This is a genomic window from Providencia sp. PROV033 (assembly GCF_028484855.1).
Lineage (GTDB): Bacteria > Pseudomonadota > Gammaproteobacteria > Enterobacterales > Enterobacteriaceae > Providencia > Providencia alcalifaciens.
Map to the genome: position 1 here is coordinate 1 of NZ_JAMPSW010000147.1, position 5,295 is coordinate 5,295.

Annotated in this window: 4 protein-coding genes; 1 reads left to right on the forward strand and 3 read right to left on the reverse strand. The window is 37.4% G+C overall.

What is annotated here, in order from left to right; genetic code table 11:
* Positions 1–2,764, forward strand: a 2,764-nt coding sequence (locus PSF16_RS16385; RefSeq protein ID WP_272689696.1) for an ATP-binding protein, incomplete at its 5' end; no start/stop codon positions are given.
* On the opposite strand, the gene PSF16_RS16390 is transcribed toward PSF16_RS16385, so the two are convergent.
* The 3 genes from PSF16_RS16390 to PSF16_RS16400 all read right to left on the reverse strand — a co-directional run bounded on the left by PSF16_RS16390 (position 2,742) and on the right by PSF16_RS16400 (position 5,255).
* Positions 2,742–3,395, reverse strand: coding sequence for a response regulator transcription factor (locus PSF16_RS16390; RefSeq protein WP_272689697.1), 654 nt, complete (start codon positions 3,393–3,395; stop codon positions 2,742–2,744). The two genes, PSF16_RS16385 and PSF16_RS16390, sit on opposite strands and share 23 nt — an antisense overlap.
* 144 nt (positions 3,396–3,539) lie before the next feature.
* Complete coding sequence (locus tag PSF16_RS16395) at positions 3,540–4,526, reverse strand: fimbrial protein (protein WP_272689698.1); 987 nt, start codon at positions 4,524–4,526, stop codon at positions 3,540–3,542.
* Between the two features lie 9 nt (positions 4,527–4,535).
* Positions 4,536–5,255, reverse strand: a complete 720-nt coding sequence (locus tag PSF16_RS16400) for a fimbrial biogenesis chaperone (protein ID WP_006658101.1) — start codon at positions 5,253–5,255, stop codon at positions 4,536–4,538.
* Between the last annotated feature and the right edge of the window lie 40 nt (positions 5,256–5,295).

A 5,295-nucleotide genomic window follows, 5' to 3' on the forward strand; every position in this document is an offset into this window, starting at 1 on the left:
ATTTTGGGGGCGCTCTTACTATCCCGCGGCGGCGGTATTTTTTATTAATGAACATGACTATATCAGTATTAGTGTCCCATCCGTAGGCACGCTAATGGGGAATACAGCCATATCACCTGAATTGTTTCGTGCAGTAACCGATAGTATTAGAGATAATTTACCAGTAATAAACAAACAGTTTGCTGACATACAATACGACGAACAAGAAATGCCCGTTATTTGGTTAAAAGCAGATAAATTTAAAAATAACTTGCTGGGTATCGTTCCCGCAGGTTTTGATGCCAATTTATGGCAAAATGCCCATCTCTCCCCTAAAAATATTTATGCAGTCTCTCTAGTCAGTAAAGACCATCTCAGCGTGCTAGAGAATATATTGAACCCAACTTTGAGGCATGAATTCTGGCTATTACATGATGACTTTGGTTTATTACTGGGTGATTCTCCAGTGCCTACTGAGCCATCGGAAGGTATTTTCTATACTCAAAATGGTTTAGTCATGAAGTTAAGCTTTAAAGATACAGATTGGATAGGTTATTACAGAATTAGTTACGCTGCATTTTTCGAAGATAATATGTGGTTACCGATTAGTCTTGTTATATCTCTACTTTTTAGTTTGTTATGTGGCTGGGGATATAAGAAGTGGTACCATAGAAAAATTCTACAGCCAGCAATACTTTCTCAGCAAGTTATCGTCGAAAGCGAAGCGTTTAATCAAACATTGATTGCAACAACGCCGATAGGGCTCTGTGTTATTGATACAGAAACTCAAGATCTTCGTTTTGCGAATGAGCTCGCTCAGTATTGGTTAAATATACCCAATACTGATTCTCCTCACGATTCAATGGAATATAATGAACTACTGAGCCGTGTTATTTCTGAACAGGAAAAAGTGACAACTGTTTTAAAATCAGGGGAACACGTATTATATATTGTTAGCACTGCAACTCATTATCAGCAACGTCCTGTTATTTTATGCGCATTTACTGATATCACAATACAAGCTGAAACTGAAAAACAGCTTAATCATGCTAAACGCCTTGCGGAAGAAGCGAATCAAGCAAAGTCTAATTTCTTAGCCACGATGAGCCATGAGATACGCACGCCACTTTATGGCATTATCGGGACATTAGAATTATTAGAAAACACGGCTTTATCACCAAAACAAAAACACTTTATTGATAGGATGTCGACAACCTCTCAGTTATTAATGCATCTTATTGGGGATATTCTTGATATCAGTAAAATTGAAGCGAACCAAATTCATATCCAACATATATCGTTTGATCTACTCGATTTAATACAACACACCGTTCAGTTATATCAAGGGCTAGCTCAGCAGAAAAAGTTGCTGCTATTTGCTATTATTGATCCCAATATTTATGCCGTCAGAATTGGTGATGCGGCAAGGCTACAACAAATATTTGGCAACTTATTAAGTAATGCTATTAAGTTTACTCATAATGGAAAGATCACGGTTGAATTAAGGAACGGCACAAATAACAATATAATATTATTTGTCAATGATACCGGTGTGGGGATCAGCCAAGAACAGCAAGAAAAACTGTTTGAGCCTTTCTATCAAGCCCACTCAGGGCAGCATACCTATGGTGGTACTGGTTTAGGCTTATTTATCTGTGCCGAGTTGGTAAAACTTATGGGGGGAGAAATCAGTGTCACCAGTAATCTTACGGTAGGTAGCTCTTTCCAAATTACCTTACCGTTAGAATTCGATAAAAACAATATTCAGTGGAAGAGTTTAACAGGGGCGAATATCTGGCTACGAACAATCGACCCATTATTAACCAATAATATTTATAATTGGTTAATTCAATGGGGGGCAAACGTTTATTTGACTGAAGCGGAATTACCTGAAGACACATCATCGGTTATTGCTGTCAGTATATTCATTCAGGATTTCTCTTTACCTCAAGATTGGCATGGAAAGATATGGGTCAGCGATGATGCAAGTTTCCGTTTATCGGAATTTAATCAACAGCTCTTCTTATTAAAAGATGAGGATAATTCAGCATTACCCTTAACATGCCCAATCTTACAAACACCTTCATATGCTAATGAATATTCTTTGCGCGTTTTAGTGGCAGAAGATAATCCGATTAACCAAGTTACGCTTCAAGAACAATTAGAATTACTCGGTTGTGAAGTCTTTATGGCAAGTGATGGTGAGGAAGCTTTAGTGGTTTGGGATAATCAAGTTGTCGATATTATCTTAACTGACGTTAATATGCCTTATCGCGATGGATATGAATTAACCAAGCAGTTGCGTAGTGAAGGTGAAACGTGTCCAATTATTGGCGTGACAGCCAATGGCTTAAAGGATGAAGAGGAGCGCTGTTTAGCCGCAGGAATGGATACTTGGCTAGTGAAGCCCATTGAGTTAGAAACGTTAGTCAAATTATTTAATCGTTTTTTCCCTACCTATTCATCAGGTATGACTTCTGATGCCGTCACGATGGCGTTGATTAATCCGCTCGATAGCAGTGATAGAGCGAATATAATTCAACATTTTACGGCTGATATTCATGCCCTTTACCAAGCCGTAAATGATAATAATATCGACGTTGTAAAACAGCTTTCTCATCGTATTCGAGGGGCACTAGTCAGTGTAAAACAACGTGACCTTGCCAGTAAACTTCAAGTACTAGAAGAACAGTTAACAGAATCCAATACAGCGGAGTCCTATACCGCGATTTGTGATGAATTAACCCATTGGCTAAATCAGCTTAATCAAACAAATGGTGCGTAATGCAATAGCTAATCAGTGCTTGGTTATTTTCAACTCTTAATTTACGCATTGCCGCATTTTTTTGTAGGCTAATCGTCTTATCACTTCTGTTGAGCAGTTTCGCGATTTCAACAATCGGCTTACCTTGGACAAATAATCGCAATACCTCTAACTCACGAGGCGAAAGTGTTTTCACTCTTTCATCCAGTGTGGAGGCATTGCGGCTTTTCATTGTTGTCGTTAAATCAACAATAGGTTGGCGATATTGCTTTCCTTGACCGGCTAAAGTGATTGCTTTGATTAATTCTGGTAATGGCGCTTCTTTTGAGACAACAGTATTCACATTGTTATCATATAAAGTCTGAATAATCATTGGGTTAGATATCATTGTTAATACGACTAATGCGATGTTCGGGTACTTCCGACGTAGAAATTGGATATAATTTTGTCCATCACTAGATTGTGTGTTATTGGGCATCATGTAATCAGTCACAATCACATCAACAGTGTGGCTATTTAAAAAAGCAAACAGATCGGAATCATTCGTAAATTCCCCTTCAATAGAAAAATGGAGTGATTGGGATAATGTTTTTTTTAATCCCGATAGGACAATTGGATGGTCATCGACGAGGACTAAGGTTAACTTTTTCATCTAAGTTACTCCTTATGAGGGGGCTTGATATTTAGTATAACAACGCCGAAAAAATGTCAAATAGTGACTGTCTATTTAAGGTTATATTTTTGAATGCAGACCACCTGTGATAGACATTTTTATCATAACAGGTGGTCAAGGTGACTAATAAGAAACAACAACGCGTATGGTTTTCGAAAAGGGACCTGAGGTTATTGTTTGTCCACTAATCTGACTTAAGGTGGCAGTGTAAGGTACATTTACAGGAGATTGAGGCTTAATTTCACCAATCGCATAGTTTTGATTAAAATTTAATTCTGTTGCGTTACTTTTGATAACAGTTTGCAATCCGTTCCCCATATCAAGGTATTTGTTCCCCAATACCGTATTATTGTTAGGTTCAAATCGCACTGAAACATTTAACCCAGTTTCACAATTTTGAGGAACCGCCATCCCCAGGTTAAATGTGCGACTCACAACTTCACCTGCGTTCATTTGTTTTGGTGAGATAGTGCCAAAGTTAACACTTCCGCCATTTGATGCGGTTACACTGACTGCCGGCGTAGGGCAAAGCAATGTTAAATTACCTACAATACGTATATAAACAGGAGCACCAAGGTATTTACCTTGATAATCTTCATGATATCCCAATAGAACATTGCCCGTATCAAAGGGTTTCAAGGCATTGGACCCTTTTATGACGACAAAATTATACATGATACCTATATTTACCGTGGTTCCTACCGCCGGTTGACTCCAATGCCCTAAATCTATACTTGGAACATTTGAGTCTGTGAGGGTGGCAGTTATTCCTCCACCAATTGCACTTCGCTGAGTCACCGTAACTCCACTGTTAATTAAAAGCGTTTTTGTTTGCGCAGAGAGGACATTTTTAAAATAAACATGATTGGGCGCCGCTACGCTACCTGTAAAATTACAGGTGAAAGACATAAATGAAGATGATGCTGATGCTAATGTGGTTCCTGGTGATATAGTGGTACTGCTGCTTTTGATATCAAAGGTAATATTTTCCTGTAAGAATTCTTCACCATTTAAGGCCTGACAATTCGTTACTGCGCCAAAGGCATTAAAACTCAAAAATGAAAAGCAACATAAAATAATGGGTACAACTTTCTTAAAATAGGGGGGCATCATTTCTTCCTATTTATCATTAACCAATGTACAGGTTGTACTTTGGCAGGTGTAATTTAATAGCTTTGGCGTGCCATAATCATCAATGTACGTTATGACCATTTTCGGTGATTTTGTTTTGTTATCGGGTAATGAATACACCGAATTACTATTTGGCTTAATGATAATTTCTTGGAAGTTATCAACTTTGCTTAAATTGTCATTAATATTAATCACAACAACATGATATGGCGTTGGGTTAGTGAGTTTTAATGAATTTCCTGTTTTTTCAACTTTTAACTCTTTTTGCCAGTTATTATCAGGGTATTTTTTTAATCCTGTTGGGCGATAAAAAAGTTTAAATCTTGATTGAATAACAATCTCAACTGCATTTTCAATTTCACTTTTCGGGGGAATTCCCAATATATTAAAATAGAATAAGGTTTCTTTATCTTCCGCGGCGTTGAGATTATTTTTCGATGCACTGATTCTCACTTGTTTCTTTTGCTTAGGATCAATGCGCTGTAATAGTGGTAATGCAATTAATGGTTCATTAATCTTATGACCATTTTCATTTTCAATCCATGATTGCACTAAAAAGGGATCTTTATTATCCGTATTTTCAACCACAATACTCACACCTTTACTGGCTTCATCATAAATAACCCGCGTACGATCGGCTGAGATTGAGGCATGCGCGCATGTGCATGCTAATAATAGACTACTAATAATTAATTTAAATTTTCTCATGGTATTTATTCTTTATTACAAATTACATTATGAATATTTT

What these genes read in the sequence shown, in the direction of transcription:
- PSF16_RS16400 (WP_006658101.1), bottom strand. Translation starts at nt 5,255, where the DNA reads ATGAGAAAATTTAAATTAATTATTAGTAGTCTATTATTAGCATGCACA.
- PSF16_RS16390 (WP_272689697.1), bottom strand. Translation starts at nt 3,395, where the DNA reads ATGAAAAAGTTAACCTTAGTCCTCGTCGATGACCATCCAATTGTCCTA.
- PSF16_RS16395 (WP_272689698.1), bottom strand. Translation starts at nt 4,526, where the DNA reads ATGCCCCCCTATTTTAAGAAAGTTGTACCCATTATTTTATGTTGCTTT.